This is a genomic window from Thalassospira povalilytica, from assembly GCF_002844235.1.
In the GTDB taxonomy this organism is placed as follows: domain Bacteria; phylum Pseudomonadota; class Alphaproteobacteria; order Rhodospirillales; family Thalassospiraceae; genus Thalassospira; species Thalassospira povalilytica.
Map to the genome: position 1 here is coordinate 273,518 of NZ_PGTS01000002.1, position 25,296 is coordinate 298,813.

The 25,296-nt window shown below is 54.4% G+C and carries 23 protein-coding genes; 12 read left to right on the top strand and 11 right to left on the bottom strand.

All coding sequences use genetic code 11. From position 1 onward, the window contains the following. The 7 genes from CU041_RS05545 (at nucleotide 1) to CU041_RS05575 (ending at nucleotide 9,905) form a co-directional block, all read left to right on the top strand. Complete coding sequence (locus tag CU041_RS05545; protein ID WP_101246079.1) at nucleotides 1–828, top strand: PhzF family phenazine biosynthesis protein; 828 nt, start codon at nucleotides 1–3, stop codon at nucleotides 826–828. Nucleotides 829–1,101: 273 nt separating this feature from the next. After that, nucleotides 1,102–2,973 (top strand): SLC13 family permease, encoded by a 1,872-nt coding sequence (locus tag CU041_RS05550; protein ID WP_101246080.1) that lies wholly within the window; start codon nucleotides 1,102–1,104, stop codon nucleotides 2,971–2,973. Nucleotides 2,974–3,159: 186 nt separating this feature from the next. Further along, nucleotides 3,160–4,350: a phosphoserine transaminase gene (locus CU041_RS05555; RefSeq protein WP_101246435.1), complete on the top strand. Its 1,191-nt coding sequence runs from the start codon at nucleotides 3,160–3,162 to the stop codon at nucleotides 4,348–4,350. Nucleotides 4,351–4,511: 161 nt separating this feature from the next. Continuing rightward, nucleotides 4,512–5,678 carry an ATP phosphoribosyltransferase regulatory subunit gene (locus CU041_RS05560; protein WP_068519338.1) on the top strand — a complete coding sequence of 389 codons (1,167 nt, stop codon included), beginning with the start codon at nucleotides 4,512–4,514 and terminating at the stop codon, nucleotides 5,676–5,678. A gap of 49 nt (nucleotides 5,679–5,727) precedes the next feature. After that, the gene (locus CU041_RS05565; protein ID WP_068519339.1) at nucleotides 5,728–7,023 is read left to right on the top strand and encodes an adenylosuccinate synthase; all 1,296 of its coding nucleotides are present in this window, start codon (nucleotides 5,728–5,730) and stop codon (nucleotides 7,021–7,023) included. Between the two features lie 248 nt (nucleotides 7,024–7,271). After that, nucleotides 7,272–9,416 (top strand): serine/threonine-protein kinase, encoded by a 2,145-nt coding sequence (locus CU041_RS05570; protein ID WP_101246081.1) that lies wholly within the window; start codon nucleotides 7,272–7,274, stop codon nucleotides 9,414–9,416. Between the two features lie 9 nt (nucleotides 9,417–9,425). Continuing rightward, the gene (locus CU041_RS05575) at nucleotides 9,426–9,905 is read left to right on the top strand and encodes a hypothetical protein (protein ID WP_101246082.1); all 480 of its coding nucleotides are present in this window, start codon (nucleotides 9,426–9,428) and stop codon (nucleotides 9,903–9,905) included. A gap of 108 nt (nucleotides 9,906–10,013) precedes the next feature. Here the strand turns inward: CU041_RS05575 and rpoH are convergent, their stop codons facing one another. Next, nucleotides 10,014–10,880 carry an RNA polymerase sigma factor RpoH gene (rpoH, locus tag CU041_RS05580; RefSeq protein WP_068519342.1) on the bottom strand — a complete coding sequence of 289 codons (867 nt, stop codon included), beginning with the start codon at nucleotides 10,878–10,880 and terminating at the stop codon, nucleotides 10,014–10,016. Nucleotides 10,881–10,989: 109 nt separating this feature from the next. Next, a complete protein-coding gene (locus tag CU041_RS05585) occupies nucleotides 10,990–11,988 on the bottom strand; it encodes an RluA family pseudouridine synthase (RefSeq protein WP_233433017.1) in 999 nt (332 codons plus the stop codon). Nucleotides 11,989–12,306: 318 nt separating this feature from the next. Between CU041_RS05585 and CU041_RS05590 the strand changes: the two genes are divergently transcribed. Both CU041_RS05590 and CU041_RS05595 read left to right on the top strand, forming a co-directional pair. Next, a complete protein-coding gene (locus tag CU041_RS05590) occupies nucleotides 12,307–12,693 on the top strand; it encodes a hypothetical protein (RefSeq protein WP_170310149.1) in 387 nt (128 codons plus the stop codon). Between the two features lie 58 nt (nucleotides 12,694–12,751). Further along, a complete protein-coding gene (locus tag CU041_RS05595) occupies nucleotides 12,752–13,246 on the top strand; it encodes a Mov34/MPN/PAD-1 family protein (protein WP_170310150.1) in 495 nt (164 codons plus the stop codon). An 18-nt stretch (nucleotides 13,247–13,264) separates the two neighbouring features. On the opposite strand, the gene CU041_RS05600 is transcribed toward CU041_RS05595, so the two are convergent. The 6 genes from CU041_RS05600 to proV all read right to left on the bottom strand — a co-directional run bounded on the left by CU041_RS05600 (nucleotide 13,265) and on the right by proV (nucleotide 19,989). Then, nucleotides 13,265–14,287, bottom strand: coding sequence for an HD-GYP domain-containing protein (locus tag CU041_RS05600; protein ID WP_170310151.1), 1,023 nt, complete (start codon nucleotides 14,285–14,287; stop codon nucleotides 13,265–13,267). 153 nt (nucleotides 14,288–14,440) lie between these two features. After that, nucleotides 14,441–15,478, bottom strand: a complete 1,038-nt coding sequence (locus CU041_RS05605; RefSeq protein WP_101246086.1) for a quaternary amine ABC transporter ATP-binding protein — start codon at nucleotides 15,476–15,478, stop codon at nucleotides 14,441–14,443. Next, nucleotides 15,475–16,341, bottom strand: a complete 867-nt coding sequence (locus CU041_RS05610) for an ABC transporter permease (protein WP_101246087.1) — start codon at nucleotides 16,339–16,341, stop codon at nucleotides 15,475–15,477. Before CU041_RS05610 ends, CU041_RS05605 begins: the two co-directional genes overlap by 4 nt. Nucleotides 16,342–16,548: 207 nt before the next feature. After that, complete coding sequence (gene proX, locus CU041_RS05615; RefSeq protein ID WP_068519348.1) at nucleotides 16,549–17,565, bottom strand: glycine betaine/L-proline ABC transporter substrate-binding protein ProX; 1,017 nt, start codon at nucleotides 17,563–17,565, stop codon at nucleotides 16,549–16,551. Nucleotides 17,566–17,666: 101 nt separating this feature from the next. Further along, the gene (gene proW / locus CU041_RS05620; RefSeq protein WP_101246088.1) at nucleotides 17,667–18,791 is read right to left on the bottom strand and encodes a glycine betaine/L-proline ABC transporter permease ProW; all 1,125 of its coding nucleotides are present in this window, start codon (nucleotides 18,789–18,791) and stop codon (nucleotides 17,667–17,669) included. Continuing rightward, complete coding sequence (gene proV / locus CU041_RS05625; protein ID WP_068519350.1) at nucleotides 18,784–19,989, bottom strand: glycine betaine/L-proline ABC transporter ATP-binding protein ProV; 1,206 nt, start codon at nucleotides 19,987–19,989, stop codon at nucleotides 18,784–18,786. The genes proW and proV overlap by 8 nt, the downstream gene beginning before the upstream one ends. A 253-nt stretch (nucleotides 19,990–20,242) precedes the next feature. On the opposite strand from proV, the gene CU041_RS05630 reads away from it, so the two are divergent. Beyond that, nucleotides 20,243–20,743, top strand: coding sequence for a MarR family winged helix-turn-helix transcriptional regulator (locus tag CU041_RS05630; RefSeq protein ID WP_101246089.1), 501 nt, complete (start codon nucleotides 20,243–20,245; stop codon nucleotides 20,741–20,743). 82 nt (nucleotides 20,744–20,825) lie between these two features. Here CU041_RS05630 and CU041_RS05635 read toward each other — a convergent pair whose 3' ends face one another. The 3 genes from CU041_RS05635 to CU041_RS05645 all read right to left on the bottom strand — a co-directional run bounded on the left by CU041_RS05635 (nucleotide 20,826) and on the right by CU041_RS05645 (nucleotide 22,763). Then, nucleotides 20,826–21,017, bottom strand: coding sequence for a hypothetical protein (locus tag CU041_RS05635; protein ID WP_068519352.1), 192 nt, complete (start codon nucleotides 21,015–21,017; stop codon nucleotides 20,826–20,828). An 89-nt stretch (nucleotides 21,018–21,106) separates the two neighbouring features. Then, on the bottom strand, nucleotides 21,107–21,541 hold the full coding sequence (locus CU041_RS05640; protein ID WP_101246090.1) for a hypothetical protein: 435 nt from the start codon (nucleotides 21,539–21,541) through the stop codon (nucleotides 21,107–21,109). Between the two features lie 187 nt (nucleotides 21,542–21,728). Next, the gene (locus CU041_RS05645; protein ID WP_101246091.1) at nucleotides 21,729–22,763 is read right to left on the bottom strand and encodes an ABC transporter substrate-binding protein; all 1,035 of its coding nucleotides are present in this window, start codon (nucleotides 22,761–22,763) and stop codon (nucleotides 21,729–21,731) included. 348 nt (nucleotides 22,764–23,111) lie between these two features. Between CU041_RS05645 and CU041_RS05650 the strand changes: the two genes are divergently transcribed. Next, on the top strand, nucleotides 23,112–23,945 hold the full coding sequence (locus tag CU041_RS05650; RefSeq protein WP_212733769.1) for a 3'-5' exonuclease: 834 nt from the start codon (nucleotides 23,112–23,114) through the stop codon (nucleotides 23,943–23,945). A gap of 180 nt (nucleotides 23,946–24,125) precedes the next feature. Further along, nucleotides 24,126–25,142: a Fe(3+) ABC transporter substrate-binding protein gene (locus CU041_RS05655; protein ID WP_101246092.1), complete on the top strand. Its 1,017-nt coding sequence runs from the start codon at nucleotides 24,126–24,128 to the stop codon at nucleotides 25,140–25,142. Nucleotides 25,143–25,296 lie beyond the last annotated feature (154 nt).

A 25,296-nucleotide genomic window follows, 5' to 3' on the forward strand; every position in this document is an offset into this window, starting at 1 on the left:
ATGACCACCCAGACTTTGCCGATCTATCAGATTGATGCCTTTACCGACATGCTGTTTGCCGGCAACCCGGCGGCGGTTGTGCCCTTGTCGGGTTGGCTTGCCGATGATGTTTTGCAGAAAATCGCCATGGAAAACAATCTGTCGGAAACCGCATTCTTTGTTCCGTGTGATGACAAGGATGACGCCGATTTTCACATCCGCTGGTTTACCCCGACGGTGGAGGTACCGCTTTGCGGGCATGCAACCCTTGCCAGCGCGTTTGTGATTTTCAACCATCTTGGTTTCAAGTCGGACTTGCTCAAGCTGCAAAGCAAAAGCGGCATTTTGACGGCCCGGCGCGATCATGATGCGATCGTCCTCGACTTTCCCAAACAACCGATCAAGGCCAACGAAATTCCGCAAGATGTGCTGACGGCACTTGGTGGTGCCAAACCGGTTGAGTCCTATGTCGTTGCCAGTCGTGATACCGACATTGTTGCCGTCTATGACAATGCAAAAACCGTGCGGGATATGGCGCCCGATATGTCGGTGCTTGGCCGCCTGACCGGACGCGGGGTGATCGTGACCGCACCGGGGGACAAGACCGGGCTTGATATGATTTCACGCTTTTTCGTGCCGGCGATCGGGATCAATGAGGACCCGGTGACGGGCTATATGCATTGTGTGGTGGCCCCTTATTGGTCGGACAAGCTTGGTCAGGAAGATGTCGTCGGATATCAGGCATCTGCACGCGGCGGGGTTGTTGCATGCAAGGTTGCGGGCGACCGGGTCGAGCTGAAGGGCGAGGCCGTCCTGTATCTTAAGGGCGAAATTGTCGTGCCGGCGTAAAATGCGGCATTCAGTTTCAAAGCACAGGGCGGGCAACAGGATTGTTGTCCGCTTTTTTGTTTGCGAAAACCATATGGAAAACAGCGGTTTTTCATTGGCCGGTTCGTACCGATTAATCCGCATTGAACCGCCGCGACGCTGTTTTTTTATTGACCGGCCCATAGGGCTTTCGTCTAAGTAAAGGCAAAATACGATGAATGCGGGCAGGGCGCAGGGATAAAATTCCGTGCCTGAAACCGCAAAGGGTGCTGGTTTTACAGGGGTAGATTTATCGTGATCGAAAGTGTTGTCGCCAGTTCTGCGACGCCAATGCAGATGTGGGTGGTCCTGGCACTTGTTGCCGGGTCGCTTGTCCTGTACGGGCTTGAGCGCATTTCGCTTGAACTGACCAGCATGGCGCTGATTGCGACCCTGTTGCTGTTTTTCGAATTCTTCCCGTTGCTTGACGGCAATGGTGAAAACCTGCTGGGTGCGGACACGATTATGTCCGGCTTTGCCAACCCGGCATTGTTGACGGTTCTGTCCCTGCTTGTTGTCGGGCAGGGGATGGTACTTACCGGTGGTGTCAGTTATATCGCCGGCCTGATCACCGAACATGGCGGCAAGAACGCAGCCGTTGCGATTTTTATCGGCCTGTTCGTGGTTATGCTGATGTCGGCATTCCTGAACAATACGCCGGTTGTTGTTATCTTTATCCCGATCATTCAGGCCCTGGCAGAGCGGATTGAACGTTCGCCAAGTGCCCTTATGATCCCGCTTTCCTATGCCGCCATTCTGGGCGGGATGACCACCCTGATCGGTTCGTCAACCAACCTTCTGGTTTCCAGTTCCCTGATCGAACTTGGCATGCCGGGGCTGGAATTCTTTGAATTCACGACGGTTGGCAGTGTCTTGGCGATTACCGGTTTTGTCTATGTTCTGTTCATTGCGCCGCGGCTTTTGCCGGCCCTGGCATCAATGCGCAGCAAGCTTGCCAATCCGGACAGCAGCGGCAAACAGTTCATTGCCCAGATCACGGTCGGCCCGGCATCGCAAATGATCGGAACCCGTCCGGTTGCAGGTTTTTTCAAAAACCTGCCCAACATCACCATTCAAATGATCGTGCGTCGCGAACATGCCGAATTGCCGCCATTTGAAAGTGATATGGAAATTCAGGCGGGCGATGTTCTGGTTGTTGCGGCGACCCGCAAGGCCCTGACCGAGGCCCTTCAGAAGGACCCGGGGCTTCTGCATGCCGATGCTGCTGCCGTCAGTGGCGATGGCGAGGAAACGCCACAAAAATCGACCCAGCTTCTGGCCGAAGTGATGTTGCCGCCCGGTTCGCGTCTGATCGGGTTTAACCTTGAACAGATCGGTTTCCGCTATCAGTACAAATGTCTTGTTCTGGGTATTCAGCGCCGTTCGCGCATGATCCGTACCCAAATGACGGAAATCCGCCTTGAGGCCGGGGACGTCTTGCTGGTGCAGGGGCGTTCCGAAGATGTCGAGGCACTTCGTACCATTCGTGATGTGGTGTTGCTGGAATGGTCGACGCGCACCTTGCCGCGTCCGTTCCATGCCCGCCGTGCAGCAACCATTTTCCTTGGTGTGATTGCGCTTGCTGCGACAGGCATTGTTCCGATCATGGTTTCAAGCTTCATCGGTGCGGGGCTTATGATTGCATCCGGGGCGCTCAATTTGCGGCAGGCATCGCGCGCGATTGATCGCAAGATCGTGCTGCTGGTTGCAGCCGCATTGGCGTTGGGCAATGCGTTGCAATTGACTGGTGGGGCGGAATTCGTTGCCGATCAGTTGTTGACGGTGACACGCGGGGCCCCGGCACCGGTCATCCTGTCATTGTTCTTCCTGATTGTTGCGGCCTTTACCAATGTATTGTCGAACAATGCCTGTGCGGTTCTGTTTACGCCGATTGGAATCGGCATGGCCCAGCAACTTGGCGTGCCACCGCATGTCTTTGCAATTGCGGTGGTGATGGCCGCGAACTGTTCGTTTGCGTCGCCCGTTGGCTATCAAACCAACCTGCTTGTCATGGGGCCGGGGCATTACCGGTTTATCGATTTCCTTAAGGCCGGAACGCCGTTGATTGTGTTGTTGTGGATTGCATTCAGCCTGTTTGCGCCGTGGTATTACGACATCCCGTTTTGATCGGGTTTTGATCCCGTATGGGCAATCAGCCCATGATGATTTTCAGATAATGGCCAGCCATGCAAAATTGGCTGGCTTGTCTGTGTCGAAGGCGTTTGACTTTTGCCTTTGTGTCAATAGGATCAGCCCCCTAATTTGATCGGGAATGATCCGGCCGGATCGTTCCAGCTGCTCAGGAATATGCCGATGGCCCAGACTGCCGAGAATACCGCTTTCGCAAAGCCCGCACTTCGCCCTGCAAGCCCGAACTTTTCGTCGGGTCCGTGCAAAAAGCGTCCTGGCTGGTCTGCATCTGCGCTTGAAACGGAAATTCTTGGTCGTTCCCATCGCTCCAAACTGGGCAAACAGCGTCTTGAAGAAGTCATTGACCGTTCGCGCGCCGTTCTGAACCTGCCTGATGACTATCTGTTGGGCGTTGTTCCGGCATCCGATACCGGTGCGGTCGAGATGGCGCTTTGGTCGCTTTTGGGCGCGCGTGGTGTCGATATGCTGGCGTGGGAAAGTTTCGGCGCGACTTGGGTCACGGATGTGGTCAAGCAGCTTAAACTTGATGATGTCCGCACCCTTGATGCCGATTATGGCAAGCTGCCCGATCTTGGTTCTGTCGATTTTGATCGTGATGTTGTCTTTACCTGGAATGGCACGACCGCCGGTGTGCGTGTTCCAAATGGGGACTGGATCGCCGATGACCGCAAGGGCCTGACCATTTGTGATGCGACGTCGGCGATTTTTGCCATGGAATTGCCGTGGGACAAGCTCGATGTCGTGACCTATAGCTGGCAGAAAGTTCTGGGCGGCGAGGGCGGTCATGGTGTGATCATCCTGAGCCCGCGGGCCGTTGCACGCCTTGAAAGCCATACGCCGTCATGGCCGATGCCCAAAATCTTCCGCATGACCAAGGGCGGCAAGCTGATTGACGGCATTTTCCGCGGTGAAACGATAAATACCCCGTCGATGCTGGTTGTCGAAGATGCGATCGACGCCCTGAAATGGGCAGAAGACATCGGTGGCCTTGATGGTCTGTTGGCGCGCACCCGCGAAAACCGCGCCCATCTTGACGCGTGGCTTGCGACCAGTGACTGGGCTGCCGATCTTGCCGAGGACCCGGCAACCGCATCAAACACATCGATGTGCATCAAGATTGTCGATCCCTGGGCACTGGCATTGCCCGCAGATCAGCAGGCAGCACTTCCGAAAAAGATTTCCCAGCTGCTTGAAGCGGAAAATGTCGCCCTTGATATCAATGGCTATCGCGACGCGCCGGCTGGCCTGCGGATTTGGGGTGGTGCGACCGTGGAACCAAGCGATATCAAGGCACTTTTGCCGTGGCTTGATTGGGCTTATGCGGTGGTAAAAGCGGAATTTTCCGCTGCCTGAGAAACATTTCGTACGTATTATTTGCGTTTTTGGGGTTTTCCCCGTTGCCCTGTCCGGCACAACGCGGTAGTAACCGCTACCGGATAGTGAGCCTTGAGTAATCCTTGGGGCATTATCGAGCCTGATTGAATTTGCGCGCCTCGTCCGGGAAAGCACACAAAATGACCGAACTCGCCAGGAAAGCACTTTTGCCCGCCGGCCTGCAGGATGTCCTGCCGGGAACCGCTGCGCGGGAAGCCGAAATCCGCGAAAAGCTGATGGCCAGTCTGGCACATGCAGGCTATGACCGTGTGAAAACGCCGCTGGTCGAGTTTGAAGAAAGCCTGCTCGAAGGGGCAGCACCGGAACTGGCAACCCAGACCTTCCGTCTTATGGATCCTGAATCGCGCCGCATGATGGGGCTGCGTTCGGACATGACCCCGCAGGTCGGTCGTATTGCCGCCACCCGTCTTGGCGATGCGCCGCGGCCGTTGCGTTTGTCCTATTCCGGAGATGTGTTGCGGATCAAGGGATCGCACCTGCGCCCGGAACGTCAGTTCGCACAGGTTGGTGCGGAACTTATTGGCGTTTCGAGTGCCGCAGCCGATACCGAGATTGTTCTGCTGGCGCTTGAAGCACTTGAAACCATTGGTCTTGCCGATGTCTCGGTTGACCTGAACCTGCCGACATTGCCCGTACGCCTGTTTGATGCATTTGGTGTGTCGCGTGATGATCGCGAAGCCCTGACCGAGGCGCTTGAACGTCGCGATGTTGCGGCCCTTCGGGTTATGGATGGCAAGGTTACCGATGTGCTTGTTGCCTTGCTTGAGGCGGCCGGTCCGGCGACAACGGCGTTGCCAAAGCTTAAAAAGCTCGAACTGCCGTTGGGCGCATCCGAGGAACTTTATCGTCTGATCGATGTTGCGGAACGCATTCTGGCATCCGATCTTGATGCGGCCCTGACCATTGATCCGGTTGAAATGGCCGGTTTCCGTTATCAGACCGGTGTCAGCTTTACCCTGTTTGCCCGCAATGTCCGTGGTGAGATCGGGCGTGGCGGCCGTTACCGGGCCGGCGGCGCATCGGGTGAAGCAGCGACCGGCATGTCGCTTTATATGGATAGTATTTTGCGTGGACTTCCGGATGCGAAACCGGTGGAACGGGTTTACCTTCCGCTTGGTACCCCGCAGCGAGAAGCCCGCAAATTGCGTGCCGAAGGCCATTACACGGTTGCTGCCCTTGAAGGTGCTGCCGAGGCCAAAACAGAAGACGGTGCGCGCGTCGAAGCGCGCCGCATGGGCTGTGATTACATTTATCTTGGCGGCCAGGTCGTGCCGCTGAACGCTTAGGGTCTGGACCCTAACTGAACGAACTTTTTATCGCGCAAGGAGTTTTGCGATGACCAATGTTGCCGTGATCGGTTCCCAGTGGGGGGACGAAGGTAAAGGCAAGATCGTCGACTGGCTGTCCGAACGGGCCGATGTCGTTGTGCGTTTCCAGGGTGGTCATAACGCCGGTCATACTTTGGTGATCGATGGCGTGACCTATAAACTCAGCCTGCTGCCGTCCGGCATTGTTCGCCAGAACAAGCTGTCTGTAATCGGCAACGGCGTTGTTGTTGATCCTTGGGCGTTGCTTGCCGAAATCGGCCGCCTGAAAGAGCAGGGCGTGGATATCACCCCGGAAAACCTGCGTCTGGCGGAAAACGCCTGCCTGATCCTGCCGCTGCATGGCAATCTGGATCGTGCACGCGAAGCAGCGGCATCGGGTGACAACAAGATCGGCACCACCGGTCGCGGTATCGGCCCGGCTTATGAAGACCGTGTTGGTCGTCGTGCGATCCGCGTTGGTGATCTGGCTGATGTTGATCTGCTTGAGGCAAAGGTTGAAAACCTTCTGACCCACCATAATGCGCTTCTGCGTGGTCTTGGTCAGCCGGAAGTCGACGGGGCAGAGCTTCTTGCCCAGCTTAAGGAAATCGCGCCGAAAATCCTGCCGTTCTCTGACACCGTCTGGAAATCGCTGAACCAGTTCAAGGAAGCTGGCAAGCGTATTCTGTTTGAAGGTGCCCAGGGCACGATGCTTGACATTGATCACGGTACTTATCCGTTCGTGACGTCTTCAAACACGGTATCGGGGCAGGCCGCTGCCGGTTCCGGTATGGGCCCGTCCGGTGTTGGTTATGTTCTTGGTATCACCAAGGCCTATACCACCCGTGTCGGCGAAGGACCGTTCCCGTCCGAACTGTTTGACGCAGATGGCGAACGTCTTGGCGAACGTGGCCGTGAATTCGGCGTTGTGACCGGCCGTAAACGTCGTTGTGGCTGGTTTGATGCCGCACTGGTGCGCCAGTCGGTCAAAGTCAACGGCATCACCGGCATCGCACTGACCAAGCTTGACGTGCTTGACGGTTTTGATGAAATCAAGATCTGCACCGGCTATGACATTGACGGAAAGATCTATGATCATCTTCCGGCCAACCAGCGACTTCAGGCCAAGGCAAAGCCGGTTTATGAAACCATCGAAGGCTGGTCGGAAACGACCATGGGTGCGCGCAGCTGGGCTGATCTTCCGGCAGCAGCCATCAAATATGTTCGCCGCATCGAAGAACTGATCGAAGCGCCGGTGGCATTGCTGTCAACCAGCCCGGAACGTGATGACACCATTCTGGTTCACGACCCGTTCAGCGCCTGATACAGGGTTTGTGCATCGCACAGCAAAAGCCACCAGTTCCGACTGGTGGCTTTTTTCGTTTTGTCTGAATGTGTTGTCGCATGCAGGCCCGGTGTGCCGGTCGCATAACAGCTTGCTCGTGTGGCGTATCAGAAGTATCGTTTTATCAACCTTTTGACGGTAGCGTACTGAATGTCGCGTCAGGATGACGGTTCATCAGATCATGCGCGTCACCAAATAACGATAACTCGTAAAGAAATATCGGGATCATGGCAGAGCAAGCAGAAGACCAGGAACAGGAAGTTTCGAGCGGTGCTGCGCGAGAACCAGTGATGGATGCGCCGGGCGGCGGTGCGCCTGCGCCCGAAGAACCCGATGAAGCCAACCCCGAAGCCGGTCCGGAAAATGTCGAGTTTTCAACCGGCGGCAAAAGCATCGAAATCGGCAATTTCCGGGTCTTTCTTGATCTGCGTATGCCGGAATTTGATATGGGCCCGTGCAAGGCCTATTCCGCTGATAATTTACGCCGCGATGAAGGCAGTGCGTTTGCGGTTGTTGCCGACCCGGCCTTGCCAACCCGTCAGGAACATATCAACTTTCTGACCGGTATGCATATGGCAGGTCAGATTGACCTGCTTGACAGCGAGATTGCCTATTGGCCGCCATTCGGGCGCAACACCATGGTGTTGTTCTATGAAAAGCCCGCTGGCGGTCGTGTCGTCACTGGTGAAAGCAAAAAGGCGACCATCGACGAACATGAAATCGGCACAGTGGTCATCGAACCGCTTATGGGTGTGTTGCAGTCCTTTGGCGAAAAAAATCTGGCACATCGCAATATTCGTGCTGGCAACCTGTTTTATGCTGACCCGTTGCGCCAGAAAGTCGTTCTGGGGGATTGTGCTGCGACACCGCCGGGCTATGCCCAGCCGCTTGTCTATGAAACAACCGCCAGAATGAGCGCCGATGCCGCAGGTCGCGGATCGGGTACCATCATGGACGATCTGTATGCCCTGGGCATGACATTGGCGGAACTCGGGATCGGTCACCGTCCGCTCAGCAAACTGGGCGATCAGGAGATCATGGATCTCAAACTGGCAAAGGGATCGTTTCAGGCAATTGCATCACAGGAAAGATTGCCACTGGTTCTGATCGAGCCGGTTCGCGGATTGCTTTGTGATGATCCCGAAGAACGCTGGGGCTTTGCCGAACTGAATGCATGGCTGGACGGTCGCCGGACCAAGCCGGTACAGGCCAATAGCGAAAAACGCGCCGCACGATCCCAGAACCTGTCGGGGCGTGACTACTATACCGTGCGTTCCCTTGCCCAAGGTATGGCAAAGAACTGGGTCAGTGCACTTGCGCCATTGCGCGACGGCACGATCGAGATTTGGCTGCGGCGCGGTCTTGGCGACAATGACCGGGCCAAGGCACTTGCAGATGCCATGCGGCAGTTGCAATGGGCAGGCGCGGACAAGCGTGCGGCCGAGGATGTTCTGGTCGCACGTGCTATCCTGATCATGGATCATCAGGGACCGGTCCGGTTCAAGGGCTTTTCGGCCATGGTCGATGGTCTTGGATATATGTTGTCCTATGACGTGCAGCATGGACGTGGCCCACAGCGATTTGCCGATGTGATCGTCCGCGATATTCCGGCCTACTGGTTTGGCCGCCAGGAAGGCTTCAGCCCGGAAATTCAAAAGCTTCAGCAGGTATATAAAAACCTGCGCTATTACGTTCAGCAACAAAGTGCCGGTTATGGCTATGAGCGTTGTCTTTACGCGCTTGTGCGCAACCAGCATTGCCTGAGCCCGATGATCGAACAGGAATATGTTGTTGAAATTTCGCAACTTCTTCCAGCACTCGAAAAGGCAGCGGAAAGTGCGTCTGAAGACAGCTGGCCGGTGGATCGCCATATTGCTGCATTCATCGCCACCCGTCTTGAAGATGATATCGAAGGCCAGTTGATGGCCATGCAAAACCCGTCTGACGAGGTCGAATACAGCCGCGCCATCATCAGTATGCTGGCGATTGTGCAATGGCGTCACGGACCGGACAATTTGCAAAATCTGTCGCACTGGGTGGCGCGGCTTATGGAACCGGCCATCAAGGTATTCCACAGCAAGGCGCGTCGGGAACGGGTTGAAACCGAAATCCCGAAACTGGCCAAGCGCGGCAATCTGGTGGAGCTTTACAACCTGATCAACGATGAACAGGAACGCCGCAAGGATCAGTCCGAATTTGTCGAGGCCGTGGCTGAATATTCCGAAGCCGAAAGCGAGGTTTTTGACCTTGAATCTTCGGGGCCGGCGCGATTGGAACTTGCGGAAAAAGTCGGTCAGCAGGCCGCAGCATTCGCATCAACCATGATCGCGCTGCTGACGGTATCGGCACTGTTCTTGATGCATATCTTTTAAGGGATCGACATGGCAAAAGGTAAAAGCACCAAAAAGGGCGGCCGCAGCGCATTTTCCGGTTTGTCCGTGGTTGCATCTGCTGTGCTGCTATTCATGGTCGCCCTGCCGACCTTTGTGACATTGGTGGTCGGCTTGTTGCCGTCGCTGGTCGCGTTCATTTTCGATCGCAGCCCGGGCCGGACCATGGCGCGTTGTGTGTTTGGTCTGAATTTTTCCGGTGTCGCACCCTATATCCTTGAACTGTGGCAAGTGCCGTCGCAAACGGTGGGCGGTGCGACCCAGCAGATCTTTCAGCCACTGGCATTATCAATCATGTACGGGGCGGCGGGCCTTGGCTGGTTGTTGTATCTTGCGATGCCGCCGATCGTTGCCAATGTGCTTAATCTTTCTGCCCAGCGCCGGGTAGGGGAGCTTCGCAAAAAACAGCGTGCCCTGATCAAAACCTGGGGCGACAGCCTGATCAAGGAAGTCGACCGGTCCGGGAACTGATCATGCCATGATGTTTTGATCCGACCCACATCATCGATGACATAAAAAACGGCGGACAATTTGTCCGCCGTAGTTCGTTGCAAGGGGGAAGAGGGCTGGTAAGCACCATTAGTGTGGCAGATCGCTGTGGATCGATTTACGGACTTTTTCAAAGGCCCGGACTTCGATCTGCCGGATGCGTTCGCGTGAAATACCATAGGCGACACTGAGGTTTTCCAGAGTAACCGGGCTTTCAAGCAGGCGACGCTGGGTCAGAATGTCACGTTCGCGATCGTTAAGATGCGACATGGCACTTTTAAGCATATTCATCCGTTGCAGGAATTCTTCACGTTTGCCGTAAAGGGTTTCCTGGTCTTCGTCGTCGCTTTCGATCCAGTCGACCCATTCACCATCGCCGTCAACACGGACAGGTGCATTGAGCGAATGATCAGGACCGGCAAGGCGACGGTTCATCATAATCACGTCATCTTCGGAAACATTCAGCTTGGTCGCGATGAGTTCGACCTGTTCTGGTAACAGATCCCCTTCATCAATCGCCTGCATCTGGCTTTTGAGTTTGCGAAGATTAAAGAACAATTTCTTCTGCGCGGCCGTGGTGCCCATTTTCACAAGCGACCAGGAATGTAGGATGTATTCCTGAATGGCTGCGCGGATCCACCACATGGCGTAGGTTGCAAGCCGGAAACCCTTGTCAGGGTCAAAACGTTTGACAGATTGCAGCAGGCCCACGTTGCCTTCGGAAATCAATTCATTCAAAGGCAGACCATAGCCGCGATAGCTCATGGCAATCTTGGCAACCAGTCGCAGATGGCTTGTAATCAGTTTTTCCGCCGACTTGTCACAATCGTTGTCGCGGAAATTGCATGCGTACGTCGTTTCCTGTTCGGGGGTAAGCATCGGGTAACGTCGGATACGCTGCAAATATACAGTCAGACCATCCTGAGAGATTACTGGCAGAGCATTTCCCTGTTTCATTGAAGCCTCCCGTTATGCTTCGATCAAGTGCTGTTATCCCCTAGCACTGACTAAACCTTATACGAGGGTATTAGATGGCGTCAATTATTTTTTGACCATAAAGTTTAATCTACACTATCCCTTGGGATAGGTTTAGGCTCTCAATCAATGCGTTCAAGTCGTCGGGAAGGGGTGCTGTTGTCGATATATATTCCCCGGTGCGAGGGTGAATAAATCCCAGAGTTCTGGCGTGTAGAGCCTGTTTGTTGAATGCGTTCAGAAGTTCTTGCGTCTCCAAGTTGCACTTCTGTGAATTTTTATTCCTGCCGTAAACTGGATCACACACAAGTGAGTGGCCGATATGGGTCATATGCACCCGAATTTGGTGGGTTCGGCCGGTCGCAAGACGGCATTCAACCAGAGATGCTAACGAGTCGTCTCTGAACTGAAGTGTTTTGTAGTGGGTTAGTGCATATTTTCCGCCGGTTCTAAGAACCGTCATTTTCTTGCGGTTGCGCGGACTTCTGCCGATATTGCCTTCGATATCACCGGCAAGCGGACGCGGAATCCCCCACACAACCGCAAGGTACGCTCGATCGATATTTTCCTTATCCTCGGAAAACAGGGTCGAAAGGGCGCGGTGGGCCGTATCGTTTTTGGCAACGACCATCGCGCCGCTGGTATCCTTGTCCAGTCGGTGGACGATGCCGGGTCGCTTGACCCCGCCAATCCCCGAAAGACTATCGCCGCAATGGGCCAGAAGCGCATTGACCAGCGTACCGCTTTCATTTCCGGCCGCCGGATGGACAACCATCCCCGCCGGTTTGTTGATCACCAGAAGGTCATCATCTTCATAGAGGACATCAAGTTTGATGTTTTCGGCAATCGGCTCGGCCGGTTCGGCCGGCGGAATGACAAGTTCAAACACGTCATCCTGTTTGACTTTGGCCGACATCTTGCGCGCGACATCGCCATTCACGCGCAGATGACCATCTTCGATCAATGCCTTGATGCGGGATCGGGACTGATCCGGCCAGGCCACAGCCAGCACCTTGTCAAGGCGCGCACCTTCGTCCTGGGCCGTTGCAATATAGCGGAGTTCTTCTGGCATCTGGTCGCTACTGGTCATCAATGTCTTGCAGTCTGATTTCGATATGCAGTGTAACAGGTTATGCTTTGTGCTGGCAGCTTGTAGCTGTTTTATGCCCGATTGCAATGAAATGCCGTCATGATCCCGGGGATGAGGCCGCTTCGTGTGCGCGCGGGAATACGGAAACCATCAAAAGGAGCGATCCAATACACAGGGCACGACAAAGGGCGCGGCCCGTTTATGTTGTGATCTTGCAATTGTCGGTGCTTGCAGCTATGGCCTTGGGATGTGTTTTGCGTGATCGGGGCAGTTGACCGGCCATGCTGATGTCAAACAGATGGGTTGGTTGGAAACAAGATGCGTTTAGTTAAGGCCTTGGTTGTGTTCATGGGGGTGCTGATCGTGATCGGCATCGGGCTTGTTGCCTATGGGCTGTCACTTGATAAAAACGCCAAGGAAGCAGATAGCACCGATACGGGGCAGGCGCCTTCGGTTCCGATCGCTGGCCTTGATAACGGCCCGCAGGTGGCGACCGGATTTTCCGGTGCACCCGTCATCCCGGATTTTGGTGACATCACTATCGATATTGCACCTGGCGAAGTGCTGGTCGCTTATTCCGTTCAGGGAACACAGGCAATCCTGCATATCGAAGGCCCGGATGGACTTGGTGCGCGTCTTGTTATTGTGTCGCTGACCGATAAAAAGGTCCTTGGTCGTATTGTTTTGAATGCTGACGGCCAATAGGGTTTGCGCAGGCGATCAGACAGGCCAAGAAGGGCAGGACAAACAGGATAGCGGCAGCATGACAAATCAGAAAGCCTGCGACACCGGCGATCATTCGGCTGTCATTCTGTCTGCTGACCTGCATCAGGAAATGTGCAATCTGGCCGCAATGCAATGGCCGGAAGAATGCTGTGGGCTTCTTGTTGCGTCAAAGCAGACACCAAACCGGATCCGTCGGGTGGTGGCAGCACGCAATGTTGCCGATGATCCGCTCAGAACCTTTGAAATTGATCCGCAAACCCTGATTGATACCTATCGTCTGGCCCGTCAAAGCGGTGACGAGGTGGTGGGCTGCTTTCATTCGCATCCAAATGGCAGTGTCTTGCCCTCAACAACGGATCGTGGTCGTGCCGATGTGGACGGTTTTTTGTGGCTGATAATTGCCACTGACAATTCCGGGGTTCTGGACAGCCGCATGTATCGCGCACATCATCAGAAGCCGACAAACGGGCAGGACGGCGATGTTATTCGCTATTTCCGGCGATGTGTTCTGACGGATGGCAACCCGTCGTGATTTATGCAACCGGCAAAGTCAGCCGGTTTGATTGATCAGATCGGCAACATTGTCGGGAATTGAGGTGTGCTTTTTCATCACGGTTTCGAGCGCCAGCACCAGTGCCAGTTCGACCTTGCCTTCCTTGCCCATCGATTTCAGGATCGAGAGTGATTTTTCGATACTAAATCGTGGCTTGTAGGCACGTTCTTCAAGCAACGCCCCCATGATATCGCAAATCGTAAGAATACGCGTCAGATCGGGAATGGCGTCCGCCGTCAACCCATCGGGGTAGCCGCTGCCATCAAGATATTCGTGATGGTGTCTGACACTATGAAGGACGGCAGGGTCAAGGTTGCCCTGTTCAGACAGCTTCTTGTACCCTTCGACAGGATGGCGTTTGATGATCTCGAACTCTTCGGGGGTAAGTTCCCCCGGCTTGTCGAGGATCGTGTCCGAAATCCAGATCTTGCCAATATCGTGCAGAAGCCCGGCCTCGGTCAGTTTGGCGACGTCGGTTTTGCTCATGCCCGTACTTTGTGCAAAGGCACAGGCAATACCGGTCACCAGCAAGATGTGCTGGAAGGTTGACTGATGATAGACGCGCACCGTGCTTAGCCATTCCGAAATGCCCAGATCGGCAATGGCAGTTGCGATATTCTGGCCGGCCTCGTTGATCTGTTTCAGATCGACGGGCTGATTGCTGGTGATTTTGTCAAAGCTGTTCTGGATGGCTTTTGCTGCCAGCTGTGTGGTCGCGGTTGCAGTCTTGCCCGTCATGCCATAGGCCGTGCGACGGTCTTCGATATAAGTCGCTAGCGACTTTTCCGATAACGGCTTGAGAATGGTTTTGCGCGCGCCAAGTGCTGTGGCCTGCAACTCGTCTTGAAGATTGCCCTTGCCGATTGCAATAATCTGGTCCGAGCCGCGCTCCGATACTTTGCGAAAGGCCCGAAGCCTGGCAATCATGTCCGGGTTCTGAAGATCGACATCTATGATCAGCGACATGATATCAGCCGGGATCGGCTTTGCCGGATCAAGCAGGCACAGATCAAACCCCATCAAGCTTTCCGGAAGCAAGTGACGGTGGTCCTGATCGCACAGGACGTGAATTATGTTTACGTTATCTTGCGGCACGGTCCCGACGCTTGCTCAATCTGTTCAAATCCCCTTCTTATCGAGTTAAAGTAGAAGAATGCGAAATTCAAGTGTTGGCTAGTCGTTGCTATGCACCGACAGGGCGTCAAGAATCTGTTTTTTGCCAATGGTTCCGATGGGGTGATTGTCGTGGCCCGTTACCGTGATTGCGGTATCCGAGCCAAGTGCCACAGGCAGGATATCCTCAAGCCGGGTGTCGTAGCGTACCACATGCGCGGTTGAAAACCCGTCCGTGCCGGATGCCGGTTTTATCGGTTCCATGATGCTTCTGGCACGCAGGACCTTGCCCCGGTTCACATCCCGGGTAAAGGCCTGCACATAGGCGTCAGCCGGGTTAAGAACGATTTCTTCGGGTCGGCCGACCTGGATGAGTTTCCCGTCCTTGAGAATGGCAATCCGGTCACCGATCTTGAGTGCCTCGTCAAGGTCATGGGTGATGAAGACAATGGTCTTGTGCAGTTCGGCCTGAAGCTTCATCAACTCGTCCTGCATGTCCGATCTGATCAGGGGGTCAAGGGCGGAAAAAGCCTCGTCCATCAAAAGGACTTCCGGGTCGGTGGCGAGTGCCCGGGCAAGGCCAACACGCTGTTGCATGCCACCTGAAAGCTGATCGGGGAACTTGGCTTCGTATCCGGCAAGCCCGACGCGATCAATCCATTTGCTTGCGGCTGCTTCGCGGGTTTTGCGATCAGTGCCCTGGATTTCGAGCCCATAGGCGACATTGTCCATCACATTGCGATGGGGGAGCAACCCGAACCGTTGAAACACCATGCCAAGCCGCTTGCGACGAAATGCATTCAGGGTCGGGATATCCATCGACAGAATATCTTCGCCGCCAAACGATACCTGGCCTGCGGTTGGATCAATCAGGCGATTAAGATGGCGGATCAATGTCGATTTTCCGGACCCCGAAAGGCCCATGACCACAAATGTTTCGCCCTGTTCAACTGACAGGGACACATCATGAAGGCCCACTGTGTTGCCGGTCTTTGCAAGGATTTCTTCCTTGTCCGAACCGGCCTTTGCCAGTTCAAGTGCAGCATTTGGATCGGGACCGAATATTTTGAAAATATTGCGTATTTCGATATAGCTCATTGCCCGTCCTCCGCACTTGATGTGCGCTGGGATCGCTTGCCATAGGCCTGGCCGATCCGGTCAAAGACGACCGCCAGAAGCACAATCGCAATGCCGGCTTCCATGCCTGCGCCGACATCAAGGCGCTGGATACCCATCAGGACCTGCTCGCCAAGGCCGCGTGCACCGATCATGGACGCAATCACCACCATTGAAATGGACATCATGGTTGTCTGGTTGATGCCGGCCATGATGTTGGGAAGGGCAAGCGGCAGCTGAACACCAAACAGGATCTGTTTGCGACTGGCGCCGAACGAACGTGATGCTTCAAGAACTTCGGGATCGACCAGACGAATACCAAGATCGGTCAGGCGAATGACCGGTGGCGCGGCATAGATCACGGTGGCCAGAATGGCCGGTACCTTACCCAGCCCGAACAACATCAGGGCCGGGATCAGATACACAAAGCTTGGCATGGTCTGCATGGTATCCAGGACAGGCAGCATAATGGCGCGCAACCGGTTGGACATTGCCATTGCGATACCGACCGGAACCCCGATAACGACTGAAAGCGAGGTCGCAACAATCATCAGGGCAAGGGTTTGCATCGCCTTGTCCCAAAGGCCCAGCGTGCCGATGACAAACATCGCGATCACAAGGCCGGCAACCAGCTTCCAGTTCTTGCTGGCATGCCAGGTGATGGCAGCAATCGCAATCAGGATCAGCCACCATGGCGCACCACGCAGAAGCTGTTCCAGCGCGACCAGAATGGTCAGCAAGCTGTCGGCAAAGGCCTCGAACGCTGTGCCATAATTGATGACCAGCCAATCAACGAACTGATTGACCCACTTGCCCAAAGGCACATTCAATTGTTCCGGAAACATGGCGACGGCAGGCCCGTGTTGCTCAAAAAATCAATGAGTTTGAAAGCCTAACAAGTTCGATCTTTACATGCGACTGTAAATCGAGCGATGCCTGACATCTCCTGACAGTTTTTGGTTGGTCCGCAAAAAAACACCCCGCAGAATTTGATCTGCGGGGTGTCTGGTCTTTCAAATCAGGCGGATGCCTGAATGAACGGCTTGCCGGATTTACTTCGCAGCAGCGCGAGCTTCTTCAAGCCAGCCATCAAAGATTTCACGATGTGCCTTGATCCAGGCATCAGCGTGACGGCCGATGTCTTCGGCGGACTTTTCACCATCGCGCATGCGCAGGTTCTGAGCCGAAATGTCATTGGCCGAAACTTCCATGACTTCAAACAGCTTGGCTGCTGCCGGGTTGGCTTCTGCCCATGCCTTGTTGGCGATGATCTGCTGGTTGTTGACCTGGAAACCGAAGTCCGAACCATCCGGAAGGGAGGTGTCGGCATCTTTACGTTCACCCGGAAGCGACGAGAACGGCACCTGCAACCAGGTTACGTCTTTGCCCGGAACCAGAACGCCCGAAACCCAGTACGGGGTCCAGGTGTAATACAGGATCGATTCACCGGCTTTGTAACGGGTGATGGTATCGGCGATGATGGCCGAATAGGAACCCTGATTGTGGGTTACGGTGTCACGAAGGCCGTATGCATCAAGGTGATGTTCGATCACGCCTTCACAGCCCCAGCCCGGGTTGCAACCCGAAAGGTCAGCTTTGCCGTCGCCATTATTGTCGAACAGTTTGGCAATTTCCGGATCAGCAAGCTGGCTGACATTGGTGATGTTGTATTTGTCGGCGGTTTTCTTGTCGATCAGGTAGCCCTGAAGTGCGCCCGGCGAATATACGCCCTTGCGATAGATTTTCTCGTCACCGCCAGCAGCCGTGTAGAAATCGGCATGAAGCGGGTTCCAGTGGTCAGCCAGGAAAGTTGCATCGCCGTTGCCGATGGCAACGTGACCGGCAGCATATTCGATTTCCTGGATCGGCTTGACGTCATAGCCCAGTTCTTCAAGCGCCTTCATGACCAGAAGGGTCTGGAAGGTTTCTTCGGCGATCGAGCTTTTGAGCGGCTGAACTTCGACGCCTTTGCCCGGCATATGATGATCGGCAAATGCAGCACCGGTCATCAGCATGGAGCCGGTAACGGCAATCGCAGCGCCGGTTGTCAGTTTTTTGAGGATCGTCATGAGCTTCTCCTGGTTTTAATGAGCCTCGGACAGTTTATCTGTCCCTGTTCTCCAAGCTGACGGAACCGTTCTGGTCCCGTCAGCTATCTCGTTGTTCGGTATTATTTCTTGCCAAGGATCGACCGTACGACAGCAGCAGGGCCGCTTTCATACCAGTGACGGGTTCCCTTGGATCGCTGGTCGCGGCCCAGCGCCTGGGTCATGCGGTCAAGGACAATCGCCAGAAGGACGATGCCGATGCCGCCAACCGTTGCCAAACCCATATCCAGTCGGCCGATGCCACGCAGGACCATCTGACCCAGGCCGCCAACTGCAATCATCGAGGCAATCACAACCATCGACAGCGCCAGCATCAGCGTCTGGTTAACACCGGCCATGATGGTCGGCATCGCGAGCGGAAGTTGAACCCGGAACAGAAGCTGTTTCGGGCTGGCACCAAATGACCGCGCAGCTTCAACCAGATCACCGGGGACCTGTCGGATGCCAAGAATGGTCAGGCGGATCAGCGGCGGCAGGGCAAAAATGATGGTAACCACCACGCCCGGCACGTTGCCGATGCCAAACAGCATGACAATCGGCACCAGATAAACGAAGGCCGGTGTTGTCTGCATGGCATCAAGGATCGGACGCACGGCATTGGATGCGCGTTCGTTACGCGCCAGCCAGATACCGGTCGGAAGGCCAATCACCACACAGAAAAAGACCGATGTGATGACAAGTGACAGCGTCACCATTGCTTCGGACCACGCACCGATCAGACCAACCGCGATCATTGATGCCAATGTTCCGATGGCCAGACGACGTCCGGCAAGCTGCCAGGCAATCAGCGCCATGATGATGATGACAAGGATCGCCGGGGTTGCTTGCAGCCCGGCTTCAACACCGCTCAGAACCGCATCAATCGGCCAGCGGATGGCCTGGAAGACGCTTCGGAAATTCTCGACAATCCATTCAAGACCGTCATTGACCCAGCCATCAAGCGGGATCAGCGCATCCTGGAACGGGTGGAAAATGTCAAAATGCTTTTCCGGGGCAGGGGCCGCGTTTGACAGCCAGTCAGACGATGCTGCGGCATCGCCACCGGTGCTGCCGCCCGGGCCGCTTGCCGTGGCATCCGGGCTTGCGCTTCCCCACGGGTTGCTGGTTGTGCTTGTCGCGGATGAACCCGCACTGTCAGCGGAGCCGGCCTCTGTGCTCTGGCCCCAAGGATTACTGGTATCAGCCATTGGTGCCGTCTCCTTCTCGGTCAAGGGTGGCCAACAGGTTGGCTTTCTTGATCACGCCCATGTATTTGCCGTCTTCTGCGATGACGGGAACGCCGCATGGTGCATGCGCAACCGTCCCGATCAGATCGGAAAGCGGTGTGTCATGGGAAACCGGTTCGACATTTGGCAGGAAGGCTGCCGACAGTTTGTCCGCACCTGATTTGATGGCTTCGTCAAGGCTGTCGACAGAAATGATTCCATGGAAATCAAGCTTGTCACCGACGATATAGCCATATTCGCGGTCTTCATTGCGCAGACGGTTAAGGGCGGTCTTAAGGCCAACGCCTTCGCGTTCGATAACCGTGACCTGACGTTTTGACGCAATGTCTTTGGCGCTCAGAATGGTGGAAACATCAACGCCGCGGAAGAACGATTTGACGTAGTCATTCGCCGGGTTATTTAGGATTTCTTCCGGGCTGCCGACCTGAACCACAATCCCGCCTTCCATAATGGCAATGCGGTCGCCAATGCGCATGGCTTCGTCAAGATCATGCGAAATGAAAATAATCGTGCGTTTGTGTTCACGCTGAAGCGTAAGCAGCTCGTCCTGCATTTCTGTCCGGATCAGTGGATCAAGTGCGGAAAATGCTTCGTCCATCAGCATGACTGCCGGGTCATTGGCCAGTGCGCGGGCAAGACCGACGCGCTGCTGCATGCCGCCGGAAAGTTCATCCGGATAGGAATTGGCATGGGCCTTGAGGCCAACCTGATCAAGAGCGGCAAGGGCGCGTTCATGACGCTCGGCCTCGTCAACGCCAGCCAGTTCAAGGCCAAAGGCAGCATTATCAATGACGGACAGATGCGGCATCAGGGCAAATGACTGGAAAACCATGGCCATGTCGCTGCGGCGCAGGGCGCGCAATTCTTCGTCCGACATGGCGGCAATATCGACGCCATCATACAAAACCTGACCCGATGTCGGTTCAATAAGGCGGTTCAAAAGCCGCACCAGGGTGGATTTTCCCGATCCCGACAGGCCCATCACCACAAAAATTTCACCTTCATGGACGGTAAAATTGGCGCCACAGACACCGACGGTCTGGCCGGTCTTGTCGAAAATTTCGTCCTTGTCGATACCGTCATTGATCATTTGCATGGCCTGATCAGGATGGTCGCCAAAGACTTTATAGAGGTCTTTTACAACGATTTTTTCGGTCATGAGCCCTTATCGAATTTTGGCGATGAACATCTTGAATCCCGCCAGGACAAAACGTTGGCGCGATCATGGTGCCCGTCGGATTTTTTTCATTGTGAAACCCGCATTGCGCCTTTGGACCGGATGGCCGCCAGGCGCAGGTTCCCCCAAGTCTCGTTATATTCGTTAAGGCGATAGTTACAGCTCAAAACATTTGATGTCAAATTATAATGGCGTTAAGTTGAGCGCAACGAAGAACGGAAGGAGCCGCATCAAGATGGGGTCGGAACAGCCAAAGCGTAAGGAATTTCTCGATGTTCTTGTCGCATTGCGACAGATTATCCGGGCAACGGATCTTCATTCAAAACATGTGATGAAGGTTTGTGGTCTTACGGTTCCGCAGCTGGTTGTGTTGCTTGCGATCGAAGAACTTGGTGCGGTTACTGTGCGTGAAATATCTCGCCACGTGTCGCTTAGTCAGGCGACGGTAACCACAATTCTGAACCGTCTTGAAGAACGCGGCTTTATCGTGCGCACGCGCAATGCCAGCGACAAACGTGTCGTCAATAGCAGCCTGACCGACAAGGGGCGGGAAGTTCTGATCAATACGCCACCTTTGATGGATGGCCATTTCATGTTGCGCTATGAAATGCTTGATCTGGATGAACGCAAGCAGATCCTTGACTCGTTGCAGCATGTTGCCCGTTTGATGGACGCGACCGAAGTCGATCCAAGGCCGCCGACCCGAACAGATGGTTCTTCGTCTTATGGTGATTGATGGCCATTCACCAATGGCATACGGGCAGGCAGGGCAGCAGATGGCCCAAGTATTTTATGTCCGCGTGCCGGGTTAATTCAGTTCATTTTTCGGTTTCATCCAAATTCTGTTTCAGACGATCAAAAATTGCCTGAATTTGTTTCGGGCTTGCGCCGGTGAGGGTGGAACACTCGTTCGCATCGCAACCGGCTGCCATATAGTTTAATGCATTTGACACCGCGATCGCTTCGTCGCGTGTAAGCAACAGTGATATTTTGCTGTCATGCTCTGACATTTCGGGTTCCTTGCAGTTTTGATCGGTTTCGGTTTGTCATGCCCGGCTGCGTGCCGGGCATGATTATTAAAATCCATTCCTGTCAGGTGTCATTTTTGCTGGTTGTAATAGGTAACACCATCCGTGGGGCGAAATGCCGTGCCGCAATCACCTGCATTCGCATTGGTGATGATGATTGTGCCGGTACGGCTGTCCCAGTATGCCGCGCGGCTATTGGCAAGCGACTTGTTTTCGCTGGGCGCGTCCAGAATGCCCTTCAGGAAAGTTGCAAACTCGCCGGCACTGGCGATGGTGGCGTCCGGAAAAGCCAGATTGTCAATGACTTTTCCCTTAACAAATTCGTCCTTGTGTTTGGTATAGGCATGCCCGTTTGCGATCGTCGTGGCAAAGGCGGAATTGGTGGTGGCCGTGCAAGAAGCTGCATGCGATGGGGAAGGTACAACGACCGCACCAAGCGCAATCATGATCCCGGCCATGATCACGTGGCGCGCAAGACCACGCAAGGCATCAAAACGGATTTTCATCTCTGTTTCCTTTGGTTGTTTTCACTTGGAAAATGAGCTGAGTTAGCCCGTCAGGATGACGCGATGCCGGAATGGATGTGATGGCAGGGAAAAAATGCGCAAAAAATATGGGGCGGAAAATGATCCGCCCCATACATCAAAATCAGTCGTTTACAGTGCCTTTTGCAAGGTTGCTTTACACAGCAGCTTACAAAGCGGCCTCAACCCGGGCGGCGACCTTTTCCGGCACCCAGGCTTTCCATACATCCGGTTTTTGTTTCAGGAAATAAAGTGCCGCGCCTTCGGGCTTTTCGTTGTTTTCCTGCATATAAGCCAGCATTTCCGAAACAAGTGCATTACTGGTCTCATAATGGGTCAGGAACTCGATCAGTTTCGGTGCGGATTTCATGAAGCCGGAATTGACACCGACCGTCACCGTGCTTTGCGGATATGCGGTTGCCTTCTTCGGGGAAGGATCGGTTTTCAGCGCATCAAAAATGGTCTGGTCATAGGCCGGTTCTTCGAGCCGATAGCTGTCATAAAGCCCCATGACCCAGGTCGGTCCCCAGTAATAATAAAGTGCCGGCTTGCCGCGTTTATGCGCAGATGCGATTGCCGCGGAAAGTGCCGCACCGGTGCCGGGGCGGAAATTGGTAAAGCTGTCATCAAGCTGATAGGCCGAAAGCTTTGCCGAGTTGACCTTTTCACATACCCAACCCGACGGGCAGTTATAAAAGCGCCCCTTGCCGGGTTCTTCGGGATCTTCAAACAAGGATGCATATTTCGGCAGATCATCAACCGATTTCAGATCCGGTGCCATCGGCTCGATCCCGCGTGCGGCATCGCCTTCGATCACATAGCGCGGAACAAACCATCCTTCGACAGCATCGTCAAAATTTACCCCGATCTGGCTGACGGTTCCGGCTGCCTCTGCCTTTTTCCAGGCATCAGCCACATTGTCGCGCCAGATTTCCATGACGACATCAACATCGCCTTTGCCGGCACCGGTCAAAAGCGGAATGACGTCACCGGGCAGGGCATCGGTTTTGCAGCCATACCCCTTTTCGATGATGAACCGTGCAACGGCATTGTGAAAAAGCGCACTGTCATAATTCAGGCCGGCAAACATGACGGGGCGATCAATTTCGCATGTCGCGTCCTGTGCCTGTGCGGTTGAAATGAATGTGGAAAATGCAAGGCCAGCGGCCATCAGCATTGCGGCTCCGGTAGGCAGGGTTTTCATCCTTCTGTCCCTTCGTGGTTGCGGTCCGGAATCGCATCAAATGCACTGCTTTTGCCCGATATTTGCGTGACTCATCCTGGTAGGTCCCCCGATGAAGCCGACAGTGCCCCTGATACAGGTGGTTAAAGTCCCATGCGCAAGTTTAACCGGGCGCGCAAAATGGATGCAACCCCCGGTGCGTCAGTTAACCATGATGTGATCCCGGTCAGTTGCAGCCATGATGACAGGTTGCTCCTGACAATGATGGCAGTAGATGTCAGCTATACTAGATAGAATTCATGCCGATATTCCCGTGAAATCCGGTCTGCTTGCCGTTATGGTGGGCAAAACAAACCTGTGGGGCCCGCGATGATGCATTCCAGTCTGTTCGTCTTTGATATTGAAACCGTTCCCGACATTGATGTTTTGCCGCAACTGACCGGTGAAACGGCACCTGATCCGGAAACCGGACGGAAGATGCTCGAAGATTATCATCTGGAAATCACCAGCGGTCGCAATGGGTTCCCCCGTCAACCGTTTCACAAGGTTGTTGCGATCAGTTTTCTGCGTGCAACCATCCAGCGCGATGGTGATCTTGAAATGTACGAGATCGAAGAATTGCGGTCCGGCGGGGATCTGACATCCGAGGAAAAGGATCTCGTGAACGGGTTCTTTGCCTATTGCGGAAAGCTTTATCCCAGACTGGTCAGCTTCAATGGCCGGGGGTTTGATTTGCCGGTTCTGAAATACCGCGCGATGAAGCATGGCGTTACGGCGCGCTGGCTGCATCAGACATCGAACAAATGGGAAAACTACACATCCCGTTACGCACCGAACTGGCATTGTGACCTTGCCGAAGTACTGTCTGATTACGGTGCATCAGCCCGCACCAAGATGAATGAAGTATGTGCCGCACTGGATTTGCCGGGCAAGACCGGTGTTGATGGCAGCAAGGTCTCGGACATGTTTGACAATGGCGAGATCGATGGCATTCGCCGTTATTGTGAAACAGATGTGCTCAATACCTATTTGCTGTATCTGCGCCATGCCCTGCATACCGGGCTGACCGATCATGACGGATATAATCACGCGATCAATCTGACAGTTGGCTGGCTTGAAGAACGGGCAGGGGACATTCCCGCCTATCAGGAATTTCTGGATGCATGGCGCGCCTCAAGCGGCGGGTCGTTCAACGTTCTCTAGGAGTTCAAGCATTCTTTCAATGCGGGATGCGATGGAGTGATGTGAATCACACTGCGGGCGGCCTTAGGATGAAACCTTATTGAAATGATGGCGGATTGCTCTTAATTGCAAGCGCGGTTGCAAATTAATTGCAACTTCATGGGAGTTGAGACGTAATCACGTTCAATAGGGATCGTTCAGATGGAAATCAGGAAATTGATCGGTGGTGCCGTATTCGGTGCGACCACCTTTGCAGCAGCCATTGCCAGCGCACAGGAAGTGAATGTTTATTCCCTTCGCCAGGAATTCCTGGTCGAGCCGCTGTTTGAAAAATTCACCGAACAGACGGGCGTTAAGGTCAATGTGATCTTTGCGGAAAAAGGTCTGGTCGAACGTATCAAGCAGGAAGGGGCGAACAGCCCGGCCGACATTCTGATGACGGTCGACATCAGCCGTATCCAGCAGGCTGTTGATGCCGGCGTAACCGAAGCCGTTTCCAATGATGTCATCAATGGCAACATCCCGGCGCATCTGCGTGATCCCGAGGGTCACTGGTTTGCGCTGACCCAGCGTGGTCGTGCGATCTATGCGTCCAAGGACCGCGTCGCCGAAGGTGAAATCACCTCTTACGAAGATCTGGCAGACCCGAAATGGGAAGGCAAAATCTGCACCCGTTCCGGCACGCATGTTTATAACGTTGCGCTGTTTGCATCGATGATTGCTGTTCATGGCGAAGAAAAAGCCAAAGAATGGCTCGAAGGTTTGAAAAACAACCTTGCCCGCAAGCCGCAGGGCAATGACCGCGCCCAGGTAAAGGCGATCAAGGAAGGCGTTTGTGACCTCGCGATCGGCAATACCTATTACTATGGCAAGATGCTCGACAACGACGAGCAGCGCCCGTGGGCAGAGTCGGTCAATATCGTCTTCCCGAACCAGGCAGATCGTGGCATGTCGATGAACATCTCGGGCATGAGCCTGATCAAGGATGGCCCGAACCGCGAAAACGCCGTGAAGCTGATGGAATTCCTGACCGGCGATGTTGCTCAGCAAATCTATGCAGAGGTCAATTACGAATACCCCGTCAAGCCGGGTGTCGAATGGGCCGAGAACGTCAAATCCTGGGGCACCTTCAAGGCTGACGAACTGCCGCTTTCCGATATTGCACGTCTTAGCCCGGATGCGATTAAGCTGGTCGATACGGTCGGCTACAACGAATAGATCGCTGCTTCTGAAAGCAGAATTTTCGAAGGGATGGCTCATTGCCATCCCTTTTTCATATTTGTGGTTAGGATGGCCAAAAAGCCGCATTTGTCCGCATGTCAGCCCTTTAACATCGAAAATCTGTGCTTTCGGGCTTGCAAGAACCGGGCTC